Annotated in this window: 20 protein-coding genes and 1 pseudogene; 7 read left to right on the forward strand and 14 right to left on the reverse strand. The window is 67.6% G+C overall.

From position 1 onward, the window contains the following. Nucleotides 1–364 precede the first annotated feature (364 nt). The 3 genes and pseudogenes from ACRDUX_RS31760 to ACRDUX_RS31770 all read left to right on the forward strand — a co-directional run bounded on the left by ACRDUX_RS31760 (nt 365) and on the right by ACRDUX_RS31770 (nt 4,531). Nucleotides 365–1,141 carry a hypothetical protein gene (locus ACRDUX_RS31760; protein ID WP_526419975.1) on the forward strand — a complete coding sequence of 259 codons (777 nt, stop codon included), beginning with the start codon at nt 365–367 and terminating at the stop codon, nt 1,139–1,141. 44 nt (nt 1,142–1,185) lie between these two features. Continuing rightward, nucleotides 1,186–1,863, forward strand: a pseudogene (locus ACRDUX_RS31765) (ABC transporter ATP-binding protein); the annotation flags it as partial. 166 nt (nt 1,864–2,029) lie between these two features. Next, on the forward strand, nt 2,030–4,531 hold the full coding sequence (locus tag ACRDUX_RS31770; protein WP_526419977.1) for an FtsX-like permease family protein: 2,502 nt from the start codon (nt 2,030–2,032) through the stop codon (nt 4,529–4,531). On the opposite strand, the gene ACRDUX_RS31775 is transcribed toward ACRDUX_RS31770, so the two are convergent. Further along, nucleotides 4,532–5,701: a hypothetical protein gene (locus tag ACRDUX_RS31775; RefSeq protein WP_526419979.1), complete on the reverse strand. Its 1,170-nt coding sequence runs from the start codon at nt 5,699–5,701 to the stop codon at nt 4,532–4,534. Nucleotides 5,702–5,849: 148 nt separating this feature from the next. On the opposite strand from ACRDUX_RS31775, the gene ACRDUX_RS31780 reads away from it, so the two are divergent. Next, complete coding sequence (locus ACRDUX_RS31780; RefSeq protein ID WP_526419981.1) at nt 5,850–6,977, forward strand: hypothetical protein; 1,128 nt, start codon at nt 5,850–5,852, stop codon at nt 6,975–6,977. 4 nt (nt 6,978–6,981) lie between these two features. On the opposite strand, the gene ACRDUX_RS31785 is transcribed toward ACRDUX_RS31780, so the two are convergent. From ACRDUX_RS31785 to ACRDUX_RS31805, 5 genes are all read right to left on the reverse strand, one after another. Further along, complete coding sequence (locus tag ACRDUX_RS31785) at nt 6,982–8,487, reverse strand: hypothetical protein (protein ID WP_526419983.1); 1,506 nt, start codon at nt 8,485–8,487, stop codon at nt 6,982–6,984. A gap of 70 nt (nt 8,488–8,557) precedes the next feature. Further along, nucleotides 8,558–9,514: an alpha/beta fold hydrolase gene (locus ACRDUX_RS31790; RefSeq protein ID WP_526419985.1), complete on the reverse strand. Its 957-nt coding sequence runs from the start codon at nt 9,512–9,514 to the stop codon at nt 8,558–8,560. A gap of 13 nt (nt 9,515–9,527) precedes the next feature. Further along, a complete protein-coding gene (locus ACRDUX_RS31795; RefSeq protein ID WP_526419987.1) occupies nt 9,528–10,226 on the reverse strand; it encodes an SDR family oxidoreductase in 699 nt (232 codons plus the stop codon). 98 nt (nt 10,227–10,324) lie between these two features. After that, entirely contained in the window at nt 10,325–11,977 is a 1,653-nt protein-coding gene (locus tag ACRDUX_RS31800) for a nuclease/transposase family protein (protein ID WP_526419989.1), read from the reverse strand. Nucleotides 11,978–12,451: 474 nt separating this feature from the next. Next, on the reverse strand, nt 12,452–13,465 hold the full coding sequence (locus tag ACRDUX_RS31805) for a GlxA family transcriptional regulator (protein WP_526419990.1): 1,014 nt from the start codon (nt 13,463–13,465) through the stop codon (nt 12,452–12,454). Between the two features lie 154 nt (nt 13,466–13,619). On the opposite strand from ACRDUX_RS31805, the gene ACRDUX_RS31810 reads away from it, so the two are divergent. Both ACRDUX_RS31810 and ACRDUX_RS31815 read left to right on the forward strand, forming a co-directional pair. Next, nucleotides 13,620–13,940 (forward strand): putative quinol monooxygenase, encoded by a 321-nt coding sequence (locus ACRDUX_RS31810; RefSeq protein ID WP_526420011.1) that lies wholly within the window; start codon nt 13,620–13,622, stop codon nt 13,938–13,940. Between the two features lie 625 nt (nt 13,941–14,565). Then, nucleotides 14,566–16,200 (forward strand): fatty acyl-AMP ligase, encoded by a 1,635-nt coding sequence (locus ACRDUX_RS31815; protein ID WP_526419992.1) that lies wholly within the window; start codon nt 14,566–14,568, stop codon nt 16,198–16,200. Nucleotides 16,201–16,225: 25 nt separating this feature from the next. On the opposite strand, the gene ACRDUX_RS31820 is transcribed toward ACRDUX_RS31815, so the two are convergent. Then, nucleotides 16,226–16,726: a DUF5994 family protein gene (locus tag ACRDUX_RS31820; protein WP_526419994.1), complete on the reverse strand. Its 501-nt coding sequence runs from the start codon at nt 16,724–16,726 to the stop codon at nt 16,226–16,228. A gap of 273 nt (nt 16,727–16,999) precedes the next feature. Here ACRDUX_RS31820 and ACRDUX_RS31825 point away from each other — a divergent pair, with 273 nt between their 5' ends. Beyond that, complete coding sequence (locus tag ACRDUX_RS31825) at nt 17,000–17,752, forward strand: enoyl-CoA hydratase (RefSeq protein WP_526419996.1); 753 nt, start codon at nt 17,000–17,002, stop codon at nt 17,750–17,752. 11 nt (nt 17,753–17,763) lie between these two features. Here the strand turns inward: ACRDUX_RS31825 and ACRDUX_RS31830 are convergent, their stop codons facing one another. The 7 genes from ACRDUX_RS31830 to ACRDUX_RS31860 all read right to left on the reverse strand — a co-directional run. Beyond that, nucleotides 17,764–18,927: a 2-oxo acid dehydrogenase subunit E2 gene (locus tag ACRDUX_RS31830; protein WP_526419998.1), complete on the reverse strand. Its 1,164-nt coding sequence runs from the start codon at nt 18,925–18,927 to the stop codon at nt 17,764–17,766. After that, nucleotides 18,924–19,967 carry an alpha-ketoacid dehydrogenase subunit beta gene (locus ACRDUX_RS31835; protein ID WP_526420000.1) on the reverse strand — a complete coding sequence of 348 codons (1,044 nt, stop codon included), beginning with the start codon at nt 19,965–19,967 and terminating at the stop codon, nt 18,924–18,926. The genes ACRDUX_RS31830 and ACRDUX_RS31835 overlap by 4 nt, the downstream gene beginning before the upstream one ends. A gap of 1 nt (nt 19,968) precedes the next feature. After that, nucleotides 19,969–21,078: a pyruvate dehydrogenase (acetyl-transferring) E1 component subunit alpha gene (gene pdhA / locus ACRDUX_RS31840; protein WP_526420002.1), complete on the reverse strand. Its 1,110-nt coding sequence runs from the start codon at nt 21,076–21,078 to the stop codon at nt 19,969–19,971. A gap of 100 nt (nt 21,079–21,178) precedes the next feature. Then, nucleotides 21,179–21,997 (reverse strand): HpcH/HpaI aldolase/citrate lyase family protein, encoded by an 819-nt coding sequence (locus tag ACRDUX_RS31845; protein WP_526420003.1) that lies wholly within the window; start codon nt 21,995–21,997, stop codon nt 21,179–21,181. After that, the gene (locus tag ACRDUX_RS31850; protein WP_526420005.1) at nt 21,997–22,485 is read right to left on the reverse strand and encodes a MaoC family dehydratase; all 489 of its coding nucleotides are present in this window, start codon (nt 22,483–22,485) and stop codon (nt 21,997–21,999) included. The genes ACRDUX_RS31845 and ACRDUX_RS31850 overlap by 1 nt, the downstream gene beginning before the upstream one ends. Then, entirely contained in the window at nt 22,482–23,642 is a 1,161-nt protein-coding gene (locus ACRDUX_RS31855) for an acyl-CoA dehydrogenase family protein (RefSeq protein WP_526420007.1), read from the reverse strand. Before ACRDUX_RS31855 ends, ACRDUX_RS31850 begins: the two co-directional genes overlap by 4 nt. Beyond that, nucleotides 23,639–24,888: ATP-binding protein (locus ACRDUX_RS31860; RefSeq protein ID WP_526420009.1), on the reverse strand; the 1,250-nt coding region annotated here is incomplete at its 5' end. The genes ACRDUX_RS31855 and ACRDUX_RS31860, both read right to left, overlap by 4 nt.

Raw genomic sequence — 24,888 nt, forward strand, 5'->3', positions numbered from 1 at the left:
GCTCAGGCCCGTTGACGGCGTGGCGGCCGCACATCAGTTCAGAATCTTGCGGCCACCGAGCCGAACTCGCAGCAATCGGCCTTACCGTTGATGGCCCTATAGTTCAGCCATCAACTTCGACTGTAACGAAGCGTGATGTATTGAGCCAAGTCAATACTTTGTGATCCAAATCACATTGAAGATCGGGAATAAATGCGGGCTTCGCGCCTGCGAGCCGGATGGGAAGCGGCTGGCAAGTCCTGCGTCGCGTTTGCGTCTCATCGCCGGGGGTGGCATGGTCGGCCGAAGCCCGAACCAGTTTGGGTGATCTTGGTGACAGCGGTCGACTGTCGAAACGCGAGCCGACGGGTGGGAGCACCGACCATTGACGGACTACGTCTACGATCTCTCGGACGCCGAGCGCGACGCGCTCACGGAAGAATTCTTGAGCACCAAGAGGTTGGGCTGTAGCCGCTTCGCTTGCTTCGCGGTAGAGAGTACCGACCCGTTCGCCAACATCGCCCGGCAGCTCGAGCGTGAGGTCTTCGAACATTCGTGGGGCAACGACTCCGTCACCATGAAGAACGAGTACGGGCCGTACGACGAGAGCAGCGTCTTCTTCATGGCGGTGGACACCCACGACCGGGTACCTGCGGGCGTGGTCCGGATGATCCGCAACTCGTCGGCAGGCCTCAAGACCATCGTCGATCTGGATGACGGGATCAAGTCCCCCATCGCCCCGATTGCCATCCCGGTTGGTGATGTCCTGCGGCACCACGGAATCGACGACCTCGACAGGTGCTGGGACGGTGCCACCGCTGCCATCCCACGCCGTTACCGCCGCCGACTGGCGGCCGCCCACGTGCAGATCCTGCGGGTGATGGCCCTTGCGGCGATGCACGAGAACATTCAGCACTTCGTCGCCGTTCTCGACGCGCCCGTCGTCAGGGCCGCACGCGACGTTCTCGGGCTACCCCTGGTGCCGCTGGCTGGCACGCCGCCCTTCACCCACATGGACGCACCCAACAACCAGGCCGTCTATGCCCACATTCCGACCCTCCTGGGGATCTCTCAGCGACGCAATCGCAAGGTTAGCCAGAAGATCCGAGACTGCTTCTCTGCGAACACACTTCCCAGCGCGGAACAGCTCGCCGCGACGTGACGCCGTGACCCACCCTCAGCCCGGCGAAGCGAGCTGACGTGTCACTGAGAGTGGATCTGACCAATGTGGTACGTGAGTACCACACGGGTGGACACACAGTCCGGGCCTTGGACAGACTGACCCTGCGGATCAACGGCGGCCAGTTCACCTCCATCGTCGGCCCATCGGGCGCGGGCAAGAGCACGCTGTTGCAACTCCTCGGCGCACTGGACTCGCCTGACTCCGGTTCCATCCAGTTCAACGGCATCGAGATCGGGACGATGACCGACGACCAGCAATCGACGTTCCGTCGCCATCAGGTGGGTTTCATCTTCCAGTTCTTCAATCTCCTACCGACTTTGACGGCGTGGGAGAACGTGGCGCTGCCCATGCTGTTGGACGGGAAGAAGCTGCGCCAGGTGCGACGGGATGCGGTTCGGCTGTTGAACCTCGTCGAACTCGGCAACCGCATCGATCACCGGCCAGCCGAACTGTCCGGCGGGCAGATGCAGCGGGTAGCGGTGGCCAGGGCGCTGATGATGGACCCGCCGCTCATCCTGGCCGACGAGCCGACGGGCAACCTCGATTCGTCAACGGGCGCAGCAATCATGGATCTCTTGTGCCACGTCGCGCACGCCGACGGCGCCGACCGCGCGGTCGTCATGGTCACCCACAACATGGCGGCGGCGGCGCAGACCGACCGGATCATCACGGTGCAGGACGGCATCCTCGGGTCCGACGTGGCCCCCGGGCCCGTGACGCCGCTCAGCGGTCGACACTGCCAAAGCATGCGCGACCAGCCGACCGAGATCATTCCGACGATCCACCACGGCGCGTTCACCAGGGACGCGCTCGTCGCGGCCACGCCACCGCGCGGTGGCAGGCATACGGCTCCGCGGTCCTAACGCAGTGCCCCTCGCCGCATTCAGCCGACTGAAGGTGCTGAACGTCCGTGAACTGCGTACCCACTGGGGGCGCGCGGTGGCCTCCGTCGTCGTCGTTGCGGTCTCCGCTGCACTGCTCGTCGCCGTCCTTGGCGTCTCCGGTTCGATCACCGGGTCCATCGACCGGCTCGCCACCAGCATCGGCGGCGACGCCGACCTCGAGGTCTCCGGGATCACCGGTGAAGGCTTCGACGAGTCACTGCTCGGCGCCGTCAGCGGAGTCGAGAACGTCACCGCGGCAGTGCCATTGGTGCGGATGCGAACCACGGCCAACGCGCAGCCGGCCCTCCTGCTCGGGCTCGGGCAGAACGCCTCCGAGCTGCACTCCGACCTTCAGAGTGCAATTTCCGACCAGCTTCAGGCGGGCTCGCCGGTGACGTCGGCGCCCAACGGCGTGGTGGTCGGTGCGGGCCTCGGCATCGCCAAGGGCGATCAATTCATGGTGGCGGGGTCGACGACGGTCACCGCGGTCGCCGTCGTGGACGGTGACGCCGCACGACGCCTGAACGACGCACACTTCGTGATCGCGCCGCTGACTCTCGCGCAACAGATTTCGGGGCGGCCGCAGCGCCTCGACTCGATCCTGCTGTTCACCGACCCGCATGCGGACGTCGCAAGAGTCCGCGCTGCGGTCACGACCGCGATCGACGGACGGGCCGTGGTGGCGACACCGAGTTTCCGCGCCGCACAGGCCAGTAGCTCATTCGCCATCCTGCAGGCAATGACGCTGCTGGCGGCATCGGTCTCATTGGTGGTGGCCGCGTTCCTGAGCTACAACGCGATGAGCATCGCCATCGCCCAACGCCGACCCATCATCTCGACGATGCGCGCGCTCGGCGGGCGACGGCGGACGATCATGTCCGACATGCTCGCCGAGGCCGCGCTGGTGGGCTTCCTCGGCGGCGCGATCGGCTCGGTGTGCGGCGTCGCGATCGGCTACGCCGCGACCGGCGAGCTGCCGTCGACGATGGTGCAGACACTCGACGCCCGTATCGAATACGTCCTACCGATCTGGGTCGTGCCCCTGGCCATCGTGGCATGCATCGTCGCGAGCGTGACCGCCTCTGCGCTGGCCGCCCGACAAGTGCACGGTGTCGCGCCGATCGAGGCGATGGCGCCCAGCGGTGCCGCGACCTCGGAGGCCGGTTCGCGCAAGCTCAGGATCGCGTCCGGCGTCGCAGGAGCGACGCTTCTGATCGCGACGATCCTCATCGTCACCGGCGATCTTGGTCGCATCGCCATGGCGTCGATAGCGTTGGCGTTCATCGGCTTCAGCTTCCTGTGCTTCGCGTTCTCGGGCCCCATCATCAAGGCGGCTGCGGCAGTGGCCCGCCGCTTCGGGGCGGCGGGAGTACTCGGCGCCGCCACCATCGAACGCGCGCCGCGGCGGATGTGGGTTGCGATGATGACGGTGCTCACCGCCGTGGTCACCACCGTCGCGGTCACGGGCGCCACCAGTAACGCGGTCGACTCGACGGTCGCCTCGTTCGCCTCGATCGCCAAGGCCGACCTGTGGGTCAGCTCGGCCGCTGCCACCGACTACTCGTCGTCTCTGTTACCGCCGGAGACCGCGGCGAACGTGGCGGCCGTCCCCGGTGTCGAAGGCGTGGTGCCGGACCAGATGGCGTTCGCCACGGTGGGCGACACCCGGGTGATGCTGCTCGGCATCGCACCGGGTTCACATCGGGACATCTACACCTCGCTGTCGCCGCGGGACCGCCAGAAGCTGCTTGCCGGGGAAGGTGTTGCGCTATCACGCGATCTCGGACAGTCGATGGGGGTCGCCCCTGGTGATCAGATCGCCCTTCAGACACCGACCGGCGAGCGAAGGGTCCAGGTGTTGGCGCTCGTCCCCTACTTCTCGGGGATGACCGGTACCGTCGCGATGAGCCTGGACGCCATGCAGGGTTGGTTCCAACGCCCTGGCGCCAGCGACCTGGAGATCACCATTGCCGCCGGCGCCCACGCGCCCTCCGTCCGGGCGGCGATACGCAAGGTCGTCTCGCCCGAGACGTTCGTCTACTCCGGTGACGAGGCACTGGCTGGCGTCGCCAGCGCACTGGACCAGGTGATCGCCGTCATCACCATCATCGCGTGGATCGTCGTCGTGGTTTCGGCTGTGACGCTGCTGAATACGTTGATGCTGTCGGTGCTCGACCGTCGCCGCGAGATAGGTGTGCTGCGGGCGATCGGCGCAACGAGGAGCTTCACGTTGAAGGCTATCCTGGCCGAGGCGGCGGGAATCGGCATCGTCGGCGGGCTGCTGGGCCTCGTCCTCGGCGCCGCCATCCAATACCTGACGTCCATCGCCCTGACCAACGTACTGAGCATCGACGTCGCATGGCAGCCCAGCGCGTCGATGATCTTCATCGGCCTTGGGGCACTGGCGATCTGCCTGCTCGGGTCGGTGCCGCCCGCGGTGCGTGCCGCCCGGCTCAACATCGTGGCTGCCGTCAGCGTCGACTGATCACCGGGTGAACCATGCGAACCAGTCGCGGCTGGACGATGTGAAGTAGTGCCGTGAGGACACCTTCTCCGCAGGGAACAGCTTGAAGCTCTCCGGCGTACCGCTGGGCTGTGGGTGGAAGTACGCGCCGCTGACCCAGTCCGGGTTGATGTCGAGTTCCATGCCGCGAACGACTCCCGCGTCCCGCAGGATGTTGCCCAACGTGCACACCGACAGGGCGGGCCCCGCGACGTACACCTCGACTCCGCTTGCGGTGACGCCGAACCCGGAGCGGTGGATGAACGCGGCCTGGCCGATCGTGGTGCCCCATTCCCTGGGGCCGCCGCTCGCACAGGTCGGGTTCAGCGCCCCGTCGTCGACGAGCGGCACCAGATTCTGCCTGACGCTTGCGACGTCGGGCCCCATCCGCACCTCGCGGTTCCAGGTGCCGACGTCGGCGGTGCCGTTGGCATGCAAAACCAGGCTGGCCTCGCCGTCCACCAATCGCGACACCGTGCGCCCCTGGCTGAAGTACCCGGGATGGCTGGGATCGGTCAGCCGGAATCCACCGTTGAAAGCCACGGCGGCACTGTGCAGTTCATGGGATGTCAACGCGCTCGACGCCCGCCAGGAGCCGCCAGGATCGGTGGTGCCCGGACGTAGCTCGCCACGCACCAGGGTCGGGTCCATCCGCAGGACACCGACGACGAAGGAGGTGTGCTGACCGTCCGGACGCAGCGAGGCGACCTGAACGGCGGGGCGGCCACCGACGGTCACCACCGTCTGCCAGCTGCCCTCCCCCGGCAGCGGCTCCTTACCGCCGAGCGGGGGCAGGGGCACGGCAGGCAGTGCGGTGGAGGCCTCGACGTGCGGCACCGTCCCGGCCGCCATCGGGATGCCACCGGGCGGCTGGCCACCGATGGCGGGCTGATTGCGCAGATAGAGTTCCCTTTCGAGCCAGGTCACCTCGACGTTGAAGCCGTGGCCGCGGCCCCACTCGGCGAGTTTCGCGGCGACGCTGTCGGTGCCGGCCACGCGCAGCGCATCGACGACGCACCCACCGATTGCCAGCGCAGCGACGGAAACCACCGCGAGCACGACGCGCGGCCATCGCCTCCCGCCGCGCAGGCGATGCGACGCGGGCTGCGCCCCGCTCGGCGGGTCCTCGCGATCCAATACGGTGACCGCCACCGTCCACGCCCCTCTCCCACCCGCACCGTCCGTTGCCTCGTGGACGCCGTCTGCGCTCGAGGTTCCCAGGGATTCCTGCGAAGAAGCTGGGGCCCGCAAACGTATGCTGGGCCGACGATCCAACGCCGAAGAGGAGCCCGGTTCGCGAATGAGCTCAGCCCAGCATGCCGCGGTGGTCCCGGTGACCGCGCGGACCGAGTACACGACCGGCCGTCATCGCACGGCTGCCATCGCGTCGGCCACGGCTCTGGTGGCAGGCATGCTCGCACTGGTGGGGCTCAACTACGCCGGAGCACCGGAATCACTCACCGCCGCCGTCGTGGCCGTGCTCGTCACCGCCACGCTGGGCGGGGTGGCCTACGGGCGGCTGGGGAAGCCGAGCGCGGTGCTGATCACCGTCGACGACGACACCGTCTACCTCGGCGCCGAGGACCACGGGATCGTCAGCTACCCACTGTCGTCGCTGAACGCGGTGCGCCGGTCCGGTCCGGCCGACACGACGTCGGCGACGGTCAACGGTCGACACCTGACCGTCCGTGGTCGGGACTACCTCGAACTAGCCTTCGCCAGCGAGACCAACCCGGGGACCGCTGGCGACGAGTGGCGGGTGGCCGTCGTCGGATCGGATCCGGCGGCGGCGGAGATCCTCACCCGCCTGCAGGCGACGCTGCCCGACGTGGACGATGTCGCCGATGCAGAACCCGGGGCCGATGCCACCTTTGCCCAGTTCTCGGGAGCGCGGATCGCCGACGCAGGCACCGACGAGGCGGCGAGACGGTTGTGGGAGCAAGCCGCCCGGCGCCACGACGACATCCTCGGCGCGTACGGCGCCTACGAACTCGATCCTGCGATGCTGTTGCGCTACCCAGCCATCACCGATGTGACCGTCGAACACACCCAGACGTTCCACGTCGCACTCGACGAGGCAGGGGCCCTGCGCACCGACGCCTATCCGGGCAACCGGGGACTGGCCGACGCCTACCAGCGGGCGGTGGTCGCGCTCCGCCGGGCCTGGATCGCGTGCGAATCGCACGGCAAGAAGGTGGGCACCACCTACCTCGAACCGGCAGACCGGACCGAACTCGATACGGCGTTCAAGCTCTACACTCACGCCACATCCAGCACCACGCCTGCCGAGCAGGCGATCTACTACGGACGCGTCCGCGAGATCGTCACCAAACTGGCCGACCGTGGTGTCCTGCACCCGCCCAAGGTTCAGCTCGCACAACTTGAAGGGGTCACCCGTCGGGCCATCGAGGCGGCCAAGCCCAGCTGACGGGTCAGGTGGCGCCCGGCGCAAGGAATTCGCCGGTGACCGAGTACGTCCCCGTCGCCGCCTCCACGCCCGCGAGTTCGATCCGGATCGCCAACCCGAACTCGTCGATCTCCCCGCCCGTCATCCAGATCTCGACGGCCTCCCGTTCGTAGGGTTCGAGAGCGCCCCATTGCATCGCCTGTGCCCGAACGGATTCGAAGGCCTCCTGCGAAACATCGTCGAAGGCGAAGGTCTGTGGTCGCCAGTGGGGGGACTCGTCGGTGACCTCGGGGAGCTCCCCCGGTACGACGATGATCTGGCCGGCGCGGTCGTCGGTCTGGAACTCGAACAGCACACCGCCGCTGGTCTGAAGTTCGCCCGCGTGTGCGATCGGTGTGGCCCGGTGGGTGCCCCTGATCTCGAAGTTCGTCAGCACCCGGTCCGACGGGGCAATCCCGGCCAGCGTCAGGGCGTCCCGTGCCCTTTGGAACGACACGGTGAAGTCGGCCGGATCGAATATCTCGCCCACGGTGCCGTCGGGGAGCGCGTCGATGGTCTTGATGCCGAAGGTGCCGGTCAAAATCAGTGGCGCGCCGGGGCCTGAACGCTGGATCTCCAACGTGTCGAGATCGCCCAGCCGGCCCGCGGATTCGACTTGCTGGACCATCTTGTCGGCGATCGCGGTCAGGTCGGTCGACGCGATGTCCCCGGCGGTGAACGTGCTGTCCTTGCGCTGAACCTGCGCCGACGGTGTGGTGAACGCATCCGCGTTGTTGTTGAGGTACACGATCGTGGCGTCACCGTTCGTCGGGTCGAGGACCGTCCCGTAATCGGACCCGCTGCCGGTGAAGCGGAGGTCGAGCAGATTGTTGGCCGCGGCAGGTCCGAATTGCTCGGTGATCGCCCGGATCATGCCGTCACGGCGGGCGTTGAGGTTCATGTCCTTCGAGCGATGGCCCGTGTCGACGGCGCGCGGCGCCGCAGGCGTCGATGTCGTGGGGATCGAGATATGCCAAGCATTACCCACGCCGAAGAGCACCGTCAGCGCGACCAGGATGGTGACCACCGGATAGATCACGGCCCACTTGCCGGGTTGATCGCCGAATCCCGGTGTGCTGGTCGCGTCGCGCGGCGGCAGCCGCTTGGGTGGCAGTGCGGTGACCGGATTGTCGGTCAGCGACTGGAACTGGTCGCGCAACATCGACGTGATCCACCGCGCTTGATACGCGGTGTCATTCGGCGGGTGGATCGTCGCGGTCACCAGTGTCGGCTGCAGGTCATCGTCGGTGAGGCTGCTGCGGGTGAGGGCGTCGACACGGATCGGCACCGACTGCGGGGGCGGCGTCACGTACTCGAACGCCCCGAGCTCGGAGATGCGCGATGCCCGTGGCGTGATCACGAATCCCGCGACGATGAGCGGAATCGAGATGAGCAGCGCCACCCACCAGGCGTTGTAGGCACCCAGTCCGATCCCGAGCGCGATGAGGACACCCGCCGCGCCGGCCTGAGCGACACGCGCCGTCCGCTTCATCGAGTGCTCCCTGGTTCGGCCGGTTTCTGCGTGATCTTAATGACGACGGGCGAGTCGTCGAGCGTCCTGTTCACGTGGTCGCGACGAATCCAGCGATGACGGCGCCCAGCTCCTCGCCCCGTTGCTCCTGGACGAAATGGCCCGCCCCGGTGATCGTCACGTGGTCCAGTCCGTGCGCGCCAGGCACCCGCTGCTGGAACACGCGGTCCCATCCGCGCGTCGCGGGGTCGCCGTCGGAGTACGCGGTGAGAAACGGCTTGTGCCACTGCTCCAACACCGCCATGGTGGCCCGCCCGATCGCGGCACCGGGATCGTTGCGGGTCAACGGGATCAGGGCGATGAGTTGCCGCAGTCCCGATGTGTACGACCGGTCCGGGAACGGGGCGTCGTAGGCGGCAAGAACGTCCGCGGGCAACGGGCCTGCCACCGCTTCGAGGAAGAAGCTGGGCACGATGTCCGGCGAGCGTTGGTAGAACAGCACGTAGTCGAGCAGGCTCTCCTGCAACGTCATTCGATCGTCACCGACCCCGTGGTGGGCCCAGGTCAGCTCGCCTTCGAGCGCGGGGTCGCAGGTGTGGAGAATGGTGTTGGTGGCCACGACGCGGGCAAACCGATCGGGTTCCCTGGCCAGCGCGCTCAGGCCGAGCGGTCCACCCCAGTCCTGAGCGACGAGCGTGACGTCACGCAGGTCCAGTTTCGTGACGAGCCCGTACAGCCAGTCGACGTGACGCTTGAACGTGTAGTCGGTGGGCTCGGTGAGCTTGTCGGAGCGGCCGTAGCCGATGTTGTCGGGTGCGATGACCCGCAGGCCGGCGTCGGCGAGGACACGGATCACGTGCCGATACAGGTAGGACCACGTCGGCTGGCCGTGGGCAAGTAGGACGACCTGCCCGTCGGCTGGCCCGGCATCCACGTAATGCATTCGGAGAGAATCGATTCCCCTGGTCCCAACCTGCACGTAGTTCGGCGGGAACGGGTAGTCGGGCAGACTCTCGAACCGCGCGTCCGGAGTTCTCAGGACACCCATCAGCCCGCCGCCGTCACGCGAACTGCGGATAGACGCCTGCCACTCCCTTGGCGAGGCCGGCCTGGACACCGCGGCTCGTGTCGTCGGCCAGCACCTCGTAGGCACCTGCCGCGATGCCGTCGATCGCCTGGGCGGCGACGTCGGCGGGATTGGACTTGGGTGCGTCGAGGCCGGCCGCCATGTCGGTGTCCATCAGACCCACGTGCAGCGCAGTCACCACGATCCCGCGGTCGGCCAGCTCGGCGCGGACCGCATTGGTCATCGACCAGGCCGCGGACTTCGACGCGCAGTACCCGCTGAGGTCCGGCAGGCTCAGCCACGACAGCACCGAGAGCACGTTGAGGATCCCGCCACCGCCGTTACCGGCGATGACCGGGGCGAACGCCCGCACCATGGACAGCGTGCCGAAGTAGTTCGTGAGCATCTCCCGATGCGCGCCGTCGAGCTCACCGGTGAGCAGATTGACGTCCGCCGCGATGCCCGCATTGTTGATCAACAGCGTGACGTCCCCCGCCGCCTCTGCCGCAGCAGTGACCGATGCCTGATCGGTGATGTCCACCGCCAGCGCGACCGCGCCATCGACGTCGACGGAGTCGGGGTTGCGGGCTCCGGCGTAGACCTTCGCGCCACGCTTGAGGAGTTCGGTGGTGAAGTGACGACCGAGTCCGCGGTTCGCACCGGTCACCAGGGCAGTGCAACTAGAGATGTCCATTCGAGCATCCTGCACCTCCTCCGGGCCGCTCGCCGCCCGTAGCGCCGAGGCCCGTCCGGATCCGTGCGGAAACTGGCGGACGGTGCGGCTACCGTTCCTTATGAGTGAGCAGGGGTGAGTTCTGCTCGGTTGCGGCCCGAACGGTGTTGGCCGCTGGTGGCGGGTGTTCTCCGGTGGACCGTCACCCATCGTGTGGGTGGCGGTGGGCCGGAACTGCCGTGCCTGCCATCGTGGTTCGGTGGACGCTCGGGCCTGGCCGGTGGCGTGCCCGCAACGGTCCTCTGTCCGTTGCGGGGTCCTGCCGGTCGTCGCCTGATCGCCTGTCCGAGGCCACGTCTGCCGATTCCGGTCGCCGCGCCGTGGTGGCGGGTGACCGGTTCGGAAGTCTGTTGTTGTAAGGGTTTGACCCAGTGCTGGGCACCCCATGTGCTGGTGTAGGCCGGGTCGACCGCGATGATCGCGATGCCGCGGCGGGCGGCCATCGCAGTCAGACGGTTACGGAAGCGCGCGGTGGGGATGTCGGTGACGGTGCGCCGGAATTTCTTCCCCCGCTTGCCGCGGCCCATGGTGTCGCGGCCGGTGGCGCGGGCATCGGCGAAGTCGAGGTTCTCGATGACCACCGCGGTGCATCGGGCGTGGGCGGCGGTATCGAGCAGGGTGGTGATCGCGGCACGGACCCGCCCATCGCGGCGGGTAGCGGGCAGACCGGCGGTGTCGACGGGGATCGTGATGGGTTGCCCGACCGGGTTACCCGATTCGTCGAGTACCCAGGCGGCGAGGTGATCGGCGTTGAGATCGACACCGAGCACCGGGCCGGTGCGCAACTCCTCGATCGACGGTGCAACCAGCACCGTGTCCTGTTTCCAGGACGCGTCCAGATACCAGCGGTCCTTGGCCGGGTCATGGGCGATGTCGTAGCGCACCGCTCGTCGGCCGGCGACCCGCGTAGCCCATTCGGTGCCCCGATGGCTGAACGCGATCGGTGCGCCGATGCTCAGGTGTGTGCCGTACTGGCCGGTCAGGGCGGCCGGGACTTTGATGCGCAACCGGCCCACCTCATCGACCCGGATCGTTTCGTTGCCACCGGCCTTGCCCGATTCGCCGTCGGCGGTCAGAAACATCCGTGCCCCGTCCCAGCGTGCCCGCCACTGCGTCTCGGTCATGCCGGCTTCGTCGAGGTGGTTGCGGTTGCGCCACAGACGTTTTCCACCCACTGTGATCGAGGGCCGACCACCAGCCAAGGCGTCCTCGGCCGCGCCCAGCCGGGACCGCAGCACCGCCAGACGGCGGGTCTTGGCGAACCGCTCATTGGCCGAACGGTAACCACGCCGTCCCCGGCCCGGGGTTGCAGAACCAGGATCGTGTTCTCCGGGGCGCAGCGCGCACCGCTGCGCCAACACCTCGACGGCTTGGCGCAGATCGCTGACGTGGGCAGCCAACCCCCGGATACCCAACTGATACTGGTCTTCCACCGCCCGGGTGATCGCCCCCGCCCACCGCGACGACGACAAGGCGGTCACCGCCTGCTTACGCTGCGCGCGCCACGCGGCGTGCGCAGCGTGATCCAAACGACCCATTTCCACCCGGCCAGCCAACTCCGCCCGGTACACCGATCCCAGAAACGATCCGACCGCCGCCACCGCGGCGGCCTCCGTCTCGGTCAGGTGAAGCCGCGTCCGGACCCGCACCCCCGCTGGCCCGGTCGCCACCACCGGATCACCGATCCGGCGCAGCACCCGACGTTCACCCATGCACCACATCGTGACCCCCGGCACCGACAAACACCGACGGGCCGACACCACGCTGCGCGCAACCGACCGCCTTGATCGCCCGATTGCGTGCCGAGCGACACCCATACAACTGGTCTGCCTCCGTTCATCGGAGGACCCGACTTCGGCTCCCACCCGCACCACCGGAGCATTTGCCTGGGCGGCCCACTCGCTCCGTCGGGCCACCTGCCGCTCCACATCCGCACGTTGATCACGAGAAGAGACCCGCGCATACAAGCCCACACCGCCAACCGGTGCGTCACCACTGCCCGGATTCATCAGCACCGTGCGCTGATTCACCCGCACCGCCGGCACCGGCAACGTGCCCTCCCGAAACACCGACGCGCCGCCCGCGAAAGGACACCCTCCGACCGCGTCCACCCCGTCAGATTCACACCACAAACACACTCACCAGAACGCAGTAACGATCACTAGCACTCGGTATCCGACCAACAGCTACAACCCCGCGTTCTTGAACGTGCGACGGTAGGCCCCCGCGGTGGTGCCGACCGCCTTCTCGAAGTTGCGGCGCAGGGTCTCCGTCGAGCCGAAACCGACCATCGTCGCCACCTCGGAGATCGCGAAATCGCTGGTTTCGAGCAGAACCTTGGCCCGACTGACGCGCTCCTTGGCGATCCAGTCGAACACGCTCATCCCCGTGGCGGCGCGGAACTTACGCACCAGGCTGCGTTCGCTCATGTGCTCGTGCCTGGCCAGTTCGGCGAGCGTCAGGGGTTCGTGGACGTTGTCGCGGAGCCATCCCAGCAGCGACTCGATCGACGACGCGTCGTCGGCCCTCATCGAGTCCTTGATGAACTGGGACTGGCCGCCGGGCCGGTGTGGTGCGCTGACGAGGATCCTGCTGATGTCGTTGGCGACGGCCTGGCCGCGGTCCAGCGCCACGAGGTGGAGCGCCAGGTCGGTCACCGCGAAGATGCCGCCAGAGGTGTGCACCGGCGGGTCGTCGACGTAGAGCCTGTCGACGTGCAGTCGCACCCGAGGGAACGACGTGCGGAACTCGGGTGCGAGCATCCAGTGGGTGGTCGCCGTCCGGCCGTCGAGGATCCCGGCCTGCGCCAACACGAACGCACCGCCGCAGAAGGACACCATCCTGGCACCGGAACCTCTTGCGGCACTGAGGCTCCCGAGTAGCGCTTCGCTGCGCGGCAACAGCGGCTCCGAGAGGCCCGGCACGATCACGGTGTCGACGTCGCGCAGGGTGTCCAATGGCGCCAGCTCCCCCACGTCGACTCCCCCTGGCAGCACGTAACGACGCTCCTCACCGCAGAGCACGACCTCGTACGGCGAGTCCTCGACCACCCCCATGATGTCGGCGATGGGCCGCACCGGCGGTCCGAAGACCGCCTGTGCGACCAGGATCTCGAGGGGGACGCTGTCGGGCACCACGACGACGCCGATCACGTGCTTGGCCCGTCCCCGCGACGTGGGCGGACCCTTGACGGTTGGCACGGGCTGTTCCTTCCTGCGGCACGAGAACACGAGAACACGAGAAGGCGAGATCCGTGCGGATTCTGGCCGGTGATGTGTCTGATCACGATATCGCGCCAGGCAGAGTGACGTCATGCCGATCGTCGGCGCACGTTTCGTGACAGGAGCAACGACCATGCCGCCCTTGGGATTTCTCGTTGAGTTGGAAGCGTTGCCCGGCAAGGCGGCGGCCGTTGCGGACTTCCTGGCCGAAGCCAAGAAGCTCGTCGACGACGAGCCAGGAACGTTGGCGTGGTTCGCCTTCCAGCGCGGCCCGACGTCCTTCGGCATCTTCGACGTGTTCGGTAGCGCCGCCGACCGCGAAGCTCACCTGCACGGCGAGGTCCGCAAGGCTCTCGAGGCCCGCGGGCACGAACTCTTCAGCGCCCAACCGGTTATCAGTCCCGTGGACGTGTTGGCAACGAAACTGCCTGATTCGCTTCAGCTTCCGACTTAGCGAAGCGGCAAGCGTCGGTTTGACACCTCACCACTCATACTTCGAAGGCGTTCGGTGACTGGGATTTCCGCTAGGACCACCCGTGGCGGGGAGCACGGGTCCCGCATCGAGCGAGGATCCGGCCGAGTACCGCGGTGAAATAGTGTGGGTTGCAAGATTATTAGTGCGACGAAGTATCCCATTCGTGAATATTTGCGTCGTGAAACGAAATCCGACGCCATCGTGTGTCCAACGTCTCGCACGCGCCGCCCGCGGGCAGAGGGCGCGCCCGACATAGCCGCAGGTCAGGCGGCGATCGTCGGGCCAAGGTGACGGCTAGGCGTCAATCGGCGTGCTTTTGGTGCGTCCGAACACTGAGAACGCCCTTAATTCTGTACAGTCAGTGCGTCCGACGTACTCGGCGCCCCGTCCTCCCCCGTGGAGTCGTGGCTCTAGGGGAATTACTCGTAAGGGGGTCAGTTTCCCCAGCTGTCGTTGCTCGCAACGGCCGATGTACCCACGCTGCTCGTGCGGCAACGGCGCCCAGCCCCCGCGCCACCTCCTCCAAGGTGCTCGTCATTGGGGACGAACGCTCGACGATCGATCTGTGTATCGCCGCCACCGCGCCTGAGCCCGAAGGATTTTCGTGAGTAGATTCACCGAGACGATGTTCGCCAACGCGAACACCAGTCCCAACGGCATGACGACCGGAGATCCCGACGCATCGGTCAGGCACACCTGGTTCGAGGTCCACGAACGATCACGATGCATCGCGGGTGGCTTGGCCGCCGCGGGCATCGGACACGGCGACGCCGTAGCGGTGCTGGCCGGCGCTCCCGTTGAGATCGCCCCCACCGCGCAAGGAATCTGGATGCGCGGCGCCAGTCTGACGATGCTGCATCAGCCAACGCCGCGCACCGACCTGATGCGCTGGGCCCAGGAGACCACCGAGATCATCGGCATGATCGAGGCGAAGGCGGTCGTCGTCTCCGACCCGTTCATGCCAGCCGCGCCAGTCTTGGCCGAGCGCGGGATCCAGGTGCTCACGGTCGAGCAACTGTTGGATCACGATCCGATCGCCCCGCTGGACACCCACGATGATGATCTGGCGCTGATGCAGCTAACTTCCGGATCGACCGGAATGCCCAAGGCGGTGTGCATCACGCACGCCAACATCGTCGCCAACGCCGAGGCAATGTTCGTCGGCGCGAACTTCACCCCGGACACCGACGTGATCGTGAGTTGGCTGCCCTGCTTCCACGACATGGGCATGACGGGCTTCCTGACCGTGCCGATGTACTTCGGGGCAGAACTCGTCAAGGTCACGCCGATGGACTTCCTGCACGACATCCTGCTGTGGGCCAAGTTGATCGACAAGTACAAGGGCACGATGACGGCCGCGCCGAACTTCGCCTACACCCTGTTGGCCAAGCGACTGCGCAGGCAGGCCACCGCTGGCCAGTTCGACCTCTCCTCGCTGCGCTGGGCGTTGTCGGGGGCCGAACAGGTCGACCCGGCGGACGTTGAGGATCTCTGCGAGGCAGGGGCGCCGTTCGGGCTGAAGCGGGAGGCGATCGTGCCTGCGTACGGCATGGCCGAGACGACGGTGGCGGTGTCGTTCACCAAGTGCGGCGCAGGCATGGTCGTCGACGAAGTCGATGCCGACCTGCTTTCGGTACTGCACCGTGCCGTCCCCGCCACCAAGGGCAACATCCGTCGCCTCGTCTCCCTGGGCCAGCCGATCGACGGGCTGGAGGCACGCATCGTCGACGAGGACAGTTGCGTGCTGCCAGCCCGTGCCGTCGGCGTCATCCAGGTTCGTGGCAGACCGGTCACGAAGGGCTACATCACGATGGCCGGCTTCATCGCCGCCCAGGACGACATGGGCTGGTACGACACCGGCGACATGGGATACCTCACCGAGACCGACGACATCGTCGTGTGCGGCAGGGTCAAGGACGTCATCATCATGGCCGGGAAGAACATCTACCCGACCGACATAGAGCGCGCCGCCACCCGCGTGCCGGGTGTCCGCCCCGGGTGCTCCGTCGCGGTCCGGCTCGACGCCGGTATGTCACGCGAAACATTCGCCGTCGCAGTCGAATCCAATGATCACGCCGACGCCGAGCAGGTGCGGCGGATCGAGCGTCAGGTGGCCCACGAGGTCTTCGCCAGCGTCGCAGTCCGGCCCCGCAACGTCGTGGTGCTCCAGCCGGGCGTGATCCCGAAGACGCCGTCGGGGAAGTTGCGGCGCGCGCACGCGCTGTCGCTCGTCAACTGACCGCAGGCGACCTACGGGGCACCCGTCACGACGTCGAACTCCGTCGGCCGCGGGGTCGGCTGAGGTCCTTGGGCACAGGCGTCGGGACGGGCCGCTGCGCGCCGTCGGCCCTGGCCGCGTCGACGATCTCGGCGGCCGTCCGGAAGAGTGGCGTGGCCTGATGGGCGGCGCTCAGAGGCAGCCCCGCGGCGATCCGCAACAACAGGCCAGCGAGAGTGCCTGGCGTCAGACTCGGAATGACCAGCAGGTTGGCACTGGCATCACGGCCGGTGATCGCCATCAGATGCTGATGCTTGTTCTGCCAGTGGCGCGAATTCAGATCCGGCAGGTTCTCCGACAACGACCAGTTCACCGAGATGTCGACGACCTCGCCGAGCCGCCCGTGCAGAACGGCGACCAGTTCGGGTAGTTCCCTGGCCAGTCGGTTGCTGTGCGGCCACCAGGCGCCGTCGACCCGACGACCGAGCTCACCGCAGAGGGTGAGGCGGACCGGGCTCGCCGTTCGTCGCGACGCCGCGCTGGTCACGCCGTGGCCGTTGTGACCACGGATGTCGAGGTCGACGCGGAGTGATTGCGGGCCATCAAGCGAATCCTTCGCGATTGAAAAGCCGTCGCGCGAAGCGAAACGGCAGTCGGATCGGGTCCACGTTGACGTCACTCGCGCGAGGTTTCCCGCCCGACCCATCGTTGACCACGAAGCGGCTCACCCAAGAGCCTACGCACGAAGTGCCGTCCGCGGCGGCGAGTCACCACCTCGCCCCGTCGTCGCGGGCATACATGCGGTCACTACCCTTGACCCGTGTCCGATCTGGTACTGGTGCATGTCGAAGACCGCATCGCGCTCATCACCATCAACGATCCCGATCGCCGCAACGCGGTGACCGCCGAGATCTCCACCGCACTGCGCGCCGCCGTGGAGGCGGCCGAGGACAATGCCGACGTCCACGCCGTGATCGTGACCGGCGCGGGCAAGGCATTCTGCGCAGGCGCCGACCTCACGGCACTGGGTGCGGCGACCGAGGACGGCCTTCGGGTGATCTACGACGGTTTCCTCGCCGTGGCGGATTGCTCCCTTCCGACCATCGCCGCCGTGAACGGTCCCGCTGTCGGTGCCGGGCTGAACCTGGCGCTCGCCACGGACGTTCGCATCGCCGGACCCGCCGCCCTGTTCGATCCCCGCTTCCAGAAGCTCGGTATCCATCCCGGCGGTGGTGCGACGTGGATGCTGCAGCGCGCGGTCGGCCCCCAGGTGGCACGGGCCTCGCTGTTGTTCGGCATGCGTTTCGACGCCACCGCCGCGGTCGAGCACGGCCTGGCACTGCACGTCGCCGACGATCCGGTGGCGGCCGCCCGCGAGCTGGCGGCCGGTCCCGCGTCGGCCCCCCGCAGTGTCGTTCTCGCCACCAAGGCGTCCATGAGGGCGACCGCCAACCCCGGCACCGTCGACGTCGACCAACACCGCATCGCGGTCGACGTCGAGATCGGCCCCCAGGCGGTATCCATCGAGTCGCCGGAGTTCGCCGAGCGGTTGGCCGCCGCGCGGCGCAGGTGACTGAGGATTCCTCAGAGGTCGAGCAGCGCCAGCTCCGGAGCCTCGATCAAGTCGCGTAGCTCGCCAAGGAAACCAGCAACCCGAGCACCGTCGGCTACTCGGTGATCGAAGGCGCACGTCAGGGCCATCGTCGGACGCGCGACGACGTCGCCGTCAACGACGACGGGCCGCGGCTTCAGCGATCCCATGCCCAGGATCGCCGCCTCCGGATGGTTGATCACGGGCACGCCATCGTCGAGACCCAGCGCACCGAAGTTGGACACCGTGAACGTCGAGCCCTGCAGTTCCGAGGGTGTGAGCGCGCCGCTGCGCGCGTCGGCGATCAACCGGCCGACCTCGTCGGCAAGCGCGCGCGTCGTCTTGGCGTGGGCGTCCCTCACCACGGGCACGAGCAGGCCGCGCGGAGCGGCGACGCCGAATCCGAGGTGAACCGCCGAGTGCACGTGGATGCGGGGGCCGTCGACCGTGTCCAACCACGTCGCATTGAGCGTGCCGTGGTGTCGCAGGGCGATCGTCAGGAGACGCAGCACGAGCACGAACGGCGTTATCGTCTCCACGCCGCCGGCGCGGAGCCGGTCGCGCAGCTCGACGAGTCGGGTGCAGTCGACCTGGACGGACGCATGCGCGTCCGGAATCTCGCGCCTGGACAACGCCATTCGACGCGCCATGTCCAGCTGGACGCCCGTGACCGACACGTCGTCTCCAGTCCCCGAAGCCTCCGGTGCGGCCGGGCCTGCCGCCGCGAGCACGTCGGCTCTGGTGACGATGCCATCGGGCCCCGAACCCGGCGCCACCTCCGTGATGTCGACGTCGAGTTCGGCGGCCAGCTTGCGCACGGGCGGTTTGGCACGGGCCCGCCGCCGCGAACTGTCCATGGTTTCGTCGGCGCCGTATCCCACCAGCACCGGCCGACGAGCGGGCGGGCCCGACGTCGCGATCCGCACCAATACCGTTCCCACGCGCAGGTTCTCACCATTACGCCCGCCAAGCTCGGTGATCCGGCCTGCGTACGGACTTGGCAACTCGACCTGGGCCTTGTTGGTCTCCACCGTGCACAGCAGCTGATTGAGGACGATCTCGTCACCGACGGAGACGTACCACTCGGTGATGGTGGCGTCCTCCAGTCCTTCGCCAAGATCGGGCAGCAGGAAGTCCTCAACGGTTGCCTCGGTCATGGCTGGCTCATGGCCTTCTCGACGCAGTCAAGCAGTCGGTCGACCCCCGGTAGCCAGAGCTTCTCGAGCCGGGCGGGCGGGTAGGGAGTGTCAAACCCCGTGGCGCGCAACACCGGTGCCTCGAGGTCGTAGAAACACTCCTCGGAGATCCGCGCAGCGAGCTCGGCGCCGAAGCCCAACGTCCTGGGCCCCTCGTGCATCACGACGGCGCGCCCCGTCTTGCATACCGAGGCCGCGATGGTGTCGAAGTCCAACGGGTTCAGCGAGCGCAGATCGATGACCTCCAGCGCAGCGGGACACGCCTCGGCGGCGTTCAGCGCGGTCGCCACCAGCGGGCCGTAGGTGATGACGGTGACGTCATCGCCCGTCCTGCGCACCGCCGCGCGCCCGATGGGATCGGCTGGGTTGGTGGTGTCGACGAACTCCCTGGTCCAGTAACGCCGCTTGGGTTCGAGGAAGACGACGGGGTCACGTTCGGCGATCGAGTACCGCAGGAGCCAGTACGCGTCGGATGGGGTCGAGGGCACCACGACCTTGAGGCCCGCGGTGTGCAACCAGTACGACTCGGTCGACTCCGAGTGGTGTTCGACGGCACCGATGCCACCGAACGATGGAATGCGCACGGTCACTGGCATGTCGACGTCGCCACGGGTCCGCATCCGATACTTGGCCAGATGGCTGACGATCTGGTCGAACGCCGGGGCGGCGAATCCGTCGAACTGAATCTCGGGCACGGGTACGAAGCCGCGGATGGCCATGCCGATCGCGATGCCGATGATCGCCGACTCGGCCAGCGGGGTGTCGAAGCACCTGGCGTCGCCGAACGTGTCGGACAATCCCTCGGTCACCCGGAACACGCCCCCGAGCTGGGCCACGTCCTCGCCGAAGACGAGCACCCGGTCGTCGGCGGCCATCGCGTCGTGCAGGGCGCGGTTGATCGCCTGGGCCATGGTCGAAGTCGCGGGGACCGGCGGGGCTGAGCGCGACGGTTCCTGCGCGTCGTCGTCGAAGCCGAACGGTCGCTCTATCAGTTGCGTCATCTCAGGCCTCCCTCGCCAATTCGCCGATCAGCTGGTCGCGTTGGTGCGCCAAATCGGGCGGCATGCGGTGATAGACCGTGTCGAAGACTTCTCTGACGTCGACGTCGGGTTCGTTGATGACGTCATCGCGCAACTCGGCTCGCAGTCGTTGCGCACGATGGGCGACGCGTTCCTCGAGCCGGTCGGACCACACTCCGAGCCGCACCAGGTGGGCGCGGTAGCGCGAGATGGGATCCCTCGCCCGCCATGCCTCGACCTCGTCCTCGGACCGGTAGCGCGTCGGATCGTCCGACGTCGTGTGCGGCCCCATGCGGTACGTCACCGCCTCGATGAACGTGGGCCCTCCTCCATCTCGGGCCCGCGCCGCCGCCTCGGCCATCACCGCGTAGCAGGCCAATACGTCGTTGCCGTCGACCCGAATGCCTGGCATGCCGTAGCCGATGGCGCGGTGGGCGAGCGTCGGACCGGCCTGCTGCCGTTGCACCGGCACCGAGATGGCCCACTGGTTGTTCTGCACGAAGAACACGCAGGGTGCGGCGAACACCGCGGCCAGATTCAGCGCCTCGTGCGCGTCTCCCTCCGACGTCGCGCCGTCGCCCATGAATGCCACGGTGACCGAATCCTCGCCGAGTCGCTGAGTGGCCATCGCCGCACCGACTGCGTGCAGGCCGTGGGTGCCGATGGGGATCGCGATCGGGGCGCAGCACTTCTTGGTGAACTCCAGCCCACCATGCCACCGGCCCCGCCACACGGCGCCGAGCTGAGCGGGCGCGATACCGCGTACCAGGAGCGATCCGAGCTCGCGGTACTGCGGGAACAACCAGTCGGTCTTGCGCAGACAAGCCGTAGCGCCAACCTGCGCCGCCTCCTGACCTCGGCACGACGCGAAGAGCGCGAGTTCGCCCTGCCGCTGCAGATTGACGAACTCGGTGTCGAGCTCGCGGGTCACGACCATCGACTCATAGAGCCAGGCCAAGGTCTCGGGCGGGAGGTCTCTTCGGTATCGGGCTCCTGGGCCTTCGCTGGTCGGCGTCCCGTCCGGGGCGACCAGCTGAATCGGCTCCATGTCGACGCTCTCGGGCGTCGGGGATGCCTGAACGTACCCGGCCATACCGCCTCCTAGGGTCACTGGCGGCGGGTCGCGCCGTCAGGCGACTGAGGTGCTCAGCACGGTGGCGGTCAGAGCAGGCCTCCGATGGGAGGCTTGTCCGTCAGCTGCCGGGGTGTGGCGCCAACGTGACGATGCGCTCTGCTCGCCGTAGTACTGGGGCATCCACCATTATGCCCTCGAACTGGAAGACGCCGCGCTGATCGCGGGCCGTGTCGAGGACCCGCCGCGCCCAGTCGACCTGCGCGTCGGTCGGTTCGTAGCCTGCCCTGATCACGGCGACCTGGGTCGGATGGATGGCGACCTTGGCGTCGAACCCCACGGCCACCGCGTCGTCGATCTCGGCACGCAGGCCGTCGAGGTCCTTGATGTCCAGGTACACCGAGTCCAACGCCAGCCGGCCATGGGCCTTGGCGGCAAGGAGGCTCTGCGAACGAACGTGCTTGGCGACGTCGCGGTAGCTGCCGTCGGCATGCCGGTTCGACGTGCCGCCCAGGACGGCGAAGAGGTCTTCGGCACCCCACATCACGGCCATCGCGTTGTCGACGCGCGCCAGATCGGAGACCGACAGCGCAGCCAGCGGCGTTTCGATCAGCACCACGACGTCCAGCGGCGCAAGGGAGCGCACCTGATCCGGTGTCTCGGTCTTGGCGAGCATCACCGTGGTGTAGTCGGTGCGAGCCAGGACTGCGACGTCGAGGGCGTGGTCGGGCGTGCCGACGGGATTGACCCGGACCACCGTCCGGCCCGGATCGAGCCGCGTGTCCAACAGCGCAGCCCGGGCGGACTCCCTGTCCCTGGCGGCCACGCCGTCCTCGAGGTCCAGGATCACCACGTCGGAGGCAGCAGCGGCCTTACCGAACCGCTCGGGGCGATCTGCCGGGCAGAACAACCACCCTGGCCCGTTCTGGGTCAACGCCATCAGGACTCCTCTACGGGACGCTTGCGCACCATCGTCTTTCGCGACGCCGTCGCCACGACGTCGCCGTGCTGGTTGCGACCGGTGTGCGCGAACGTCACGATGCCCTCCCCCGGCCTGCTCTTCGACTCGCGCTTGTCGGTCACCTCGGTCTCGGCGTAGAGAGTATCGCCGTGAAACAGCGGCTTGGGGAACGCGACGTCGCTGAAGCCGAGATTGCCCACGATGGTGCCCTGGGTCAACTGCGCCACCGATAGTCCGACCAAGGTGGACAGCGTGAACATCGAGTTCACCAACCGTTGATTGAATGGTGGCAGCGCATCCGAGAACGCCGCGTCCAGGTGCAGGGCTTGGGTGTTCATCGTCAACGTGGTGAAGAAGACGTTGTCGGCCTCGGTGATGGTGCGGCCGGGCCGGTGCTGATAGAGCACTCCCGGTTCGAACTCCTCGAACCACAGGCCACGCTGGGTGACGATCTTCTTGTCGCTCACAGGCCTGCCTCGCGTGCGATCAGCATCAACTGCACTTCCGTTGTGCCCTCGCCGATCTCGAGGATCTTGCTGTCCCGGTAGTGCCGTGCGACCGGGTACTCGTTCATGAAGCCGTAGCCGCCGAAGACCTGGGTGGCGTCGCGGGCGTTGTCCATCGCCGCCTCGCTGGCGACGAGCTTTGCGATCGACGCCTCGTTCTTGAAGGGCCTGCCCGCCAACATCAGTGCCGCCGCGTCGTAGTAGGCGGTGCGGGCGACGTGCGCGCGGGCCTCCATCCTGGCGATCTTGAACGCAATCGCCTGATAGGTCCCGATGGCCGCGCCGAACGCCTCGCGCTCCTTGGCGTACTTGACGCACTCGTCGACGCACCCCTGCGCGACGCCGACCGAGAGCGCCGCGATGGCGATGCGGCCCTCGTCGAGGATCCGCAGGAAGTTGGCATAACCCCGCCCTTGCTCGCCGAGGAGGTTCTCCTGCGGTACCCGCACGTCGTCGAAGCTCAGCGGGTGCGTGTCCGAGGCGTTCCAACCGACCTTGTCGTAGGCCGGTTCGGCGGTGAACCCCTGCGTCGGGACGGGCACCAGGATCGACGAGATCTGCTTCTTGCCGTCGGCCTCACCGGTCACCGCCGTCACCGTGACCAGCTTGGTGATGTCAGTGCCGGAGTTGGTGATGAACTGCTTGGAGCCATTGATAACCCACGTTGATCCATCCGATCGGGCGGTGGTCCTGGTGGCTCCCGCGTCGGTGCCACCGCCCGCCTCCGTCAGGCCGAACGCACCAAGGGCCTTGCCACTCGCCAGCAGCGGGAGCCACTCCTGCTTCTGCGCGTCGTTGCCGAAGCGGTACACCGGCATCGCGCCCAGTGACACGCCTGCCTCCAGTGTGATGGCCACGCTCTGGTCGACCTTGCCCAGTTCCTCCAGCGCCAGACACAGCGCGAAGTAGTCGCCACCCATGCCGCCGTACTCCTCGGGGAACGGCAGACCGAACAGCCCCATGTCGGCCATACCCGACACGACCTCGTAGGGGAACGAGTGCTCTGCATCGTGTTTCGCGGACACGGGCGCGACGACGCTGCGGGCGAAGTCGCGGACCGTCTTGGCCAACTGCTCGTAGTGATCCGGCAGCGTGCCGGTGGACAGAAAGTCGCTCATGGCTGGGTCTCCTCTTTCGATGCGATGATCCGGGCCAGCGGCTGGCCCACCTTGACCTGGTCGCCGATGGCGACGAGTAGTTCGACGACGCCGTCGACGGGCGCGGAGAGGGCGTGTTCCATCTTCATCGCCTCGACGGTGACGATCACGGTGCCTGCCGTCGCCGTCCCGCCGTCTTCGATGCCGACGGCGACCACCGAACCCGGCATCGGACTGACGAGTTCGGCGTCACCGGTGTGCTCGTCGTCGGGCCGGACGGGCGCTTCTGGAGTCTCGTCGACGGCCAACGTGCGGCCCGCGCCGGACAGCCAGATGCGCCCGTCCGCGGCGGCCACGACGTACTCGGTGCGCAAGCCGTCGTAGGTCACGGTCAAGCTGCGGCCGTGGAGGCTCGCGACCAGGGAACGCGGCTCGCCTTCCTCGATGCGTGCCACCGCGGACTGCGGTGCGCCGACGAGGTGGACGTGGTCGGTGCGCTCACCCGCACGCAGCCGAAGACTCGTCGGGGCGTGTTCTCCTACCCGCCAACCAGATGGATTGTCCCACAGGCTATCTGAACTTTCGCGCCATCCGATGAGCCAGCGGTAGGCGGCGGCGGCGACCAGTTCGGCGTCGCCCGCCTGGAGAGCCGGATAGTCCGGGGTCCGACGGTCCAGCAGCCCGGTGTCGAGTCGGCCCGCGGCCACGTCCGGGTCGGAGAGCAGGAACCGCAGGAAGTCCACGTTCGTCGTCACGCCGAGGACCGCGGTGTCGGCCAGGGCCCGGTCGAGGGCACGCAGGGCCGACGGCCGATCGTCGGCGTGGGTGATGACCTTGGCGAGCATCGGGTCGTAATCGCTGCCGACGACAGTCCCCGGCCGAATGCCCGAATCCACTCGTGCCAGCGGGGACTCGACCACGTCGAGCACGTCACCGCCCGTCGGCAGGAATCCGTGCGCGGGGTCCTCGGCGTAGATCCTGGCTTCGATGGCGTGGCCGCGCATGACGACGTCGTCCTGCGCGAGCGGCAGCTTCTCCCCCGCGGCGATGCGGATCTGGAGTTCGACCAGGTCGACGCCGGTCACCATCTCCGTGACCGGGTGTTCCACCTGCAGGCGGGTGTTCATCTCCATGAAGAAGAACGTGCCGTCCTGATCCGCGATGAACTCGACCGTGCCGGCGCCCTGGTAGCCGATCGCCTTGGCGGCCGCGACCGCCGCCTCGCCCATCTGCTTGCGCCGCACCGGCTCCATGTTCGGCGCCGGAG

Origin of the sequence: Mycobacterium sp., assembly GCF_050701675.1 — a bacterium.
In the GTDB taxonomy this organism is placed as follows: domain Bacteria; phylum Actinomycetota; class Actinomycetes; order Mycobacteriales; family Mycobacteriaceae; genus Mycobacterium.